This window comes from Tenacibaculum gallaicum, from assembly GCF_003387615.1.
Classification (GTDB): domain Bacteria; phylum Bacteroidota; class Bacteroidia; order Flavobacteriales; family Flavobacteriaceae; genus Polaribacter; species Polaribacter gallaicus.
The window spans coordinates 1-1,311 of the sequence record NZ_QUNS01000018.1 but is presented as its reverse complement, the minus strand read 5'-3'; the positions used below and the strand labels follow the sequence as shown (position 1 = coordinate 1,311).

Here is a 1,311-nt window from a genome sequence, read left to right as displayed (position 1 = left end):
TGTCTCGTCCTGAAATAAGTTTACACAATTTAGACTTATTTTATGAAAAACAATGTATCCAAGAAGAAGCGTACACAGTGTGATTACAATTTAGGCTTTAAATTAGCTGTAGTTTCTCAAGTAGAAAAGGGCGAGTTAACCTATAAACAAGCTCAAAAGAAGTATGGTATTCAAGGAAAGAGTACTGTTTTGGTTTGGTTAAGAAAACATGGTACCTTAGACTGGAGCAAACCTGCCTTACTAATGAAATCAAAATCCAAAGAAACACCTGCCCAAAAAATAAAGCGATTAGAACGAGAATTAGAAGATCAGAAGTTAAAGAATCTGATTCTCAATAAAATGATTGATATTTCTGATAGTCAATATGGGACTTCTATTAGAAAAAAGTATTTATCTCAACAATCCAAAGCATCAGACAAGAACAAAGGATAAGTTTATCTCGTTGTTGTCGATTGTTTGAGATATCAAGACAAGGATTCTATCAAAGCATTAAGCGAGAGAACGCTCGAAGATCAGAACGTTCTAAAATTAAACCTTTAGTTCTAAAAATACGTATGCAAATGCCTAGAATAGGTACTCGAAAGTTGTATTATTTACTAAAGAATGAGTTTAATAATCAAGGAATAAAAATAGGTAGAGATGCCCTATTTGATTATTTACGCTCAGAATCCATGTTAATCAAACCTAAAAAGAATTACACTAAAACCACTAACTCTAAACATTGGTTACGCAAGTATCCCAATCTAATCAAAGAAACAAAGATAGTGCACCCAGAACAATACTTTGTCAGTGATATTACCTATGTAAAAAGTAGAGAACGAACCCATTATTTATCTTTGGTGACCGATGCTTTTAGTAGAAAAATTATGGGATATCATTTAAGTAATGATATGAGTGCAGAAAATGTAGTTAAAGCCTTAACTATGGCCATTAAAAATAGAATTACATCTGGACTAATGATTCATCATTCTGATAGAGGATTACAATATTGTTCTACAATATATCAAAACAAGTTAGCTGAAAAAGGAATAAAATCATCAATGACCGATGGATACGACTGTTATCAAAATGCTTTAGCAGAAAGAATTAATGGAATTTTGAAACATGAATTTTTAATTTATAAATGTAATACAGGTAAGGAATTAGAAAAACTCATTAAACAATCAATAAATATTTATAATAATCTAAGACCACACTTGAGTTTGAATATGAAAACACCTAACTTTATACACAACAAAAAACCTTTGAAGCTAGCTTCAAAGGTTTAATTAATATTTTATAAAAACTGTCAACCTATTTCAGGACGACTCA

At 30.6% G+C, this 1,311-nt stretch carries 1 protein-coding gene; it reads left to right on the top strand.

Annotated elements, in window-relative coordinates; all coding sequences use genetic code 11:
• Positions 1 to 42 precede the first annotated feature (42 nt).
• Positions 43 to 1,268 (top strand): IS3 family transposase gene (locus tag C7448_RS15705; RefSeq protein ID WP_115902358.1). Its coding sequence is split into 2 segments (ribosomal slippage): positions 43 to 397 and positions 397 to 1,268, totalling 1,227 coding nucleotides; the frame shifts between segments, so codons are not numbered across the junction.
• Positions 1,269 to 1,311: the final 43 nt, after the last annotated feature.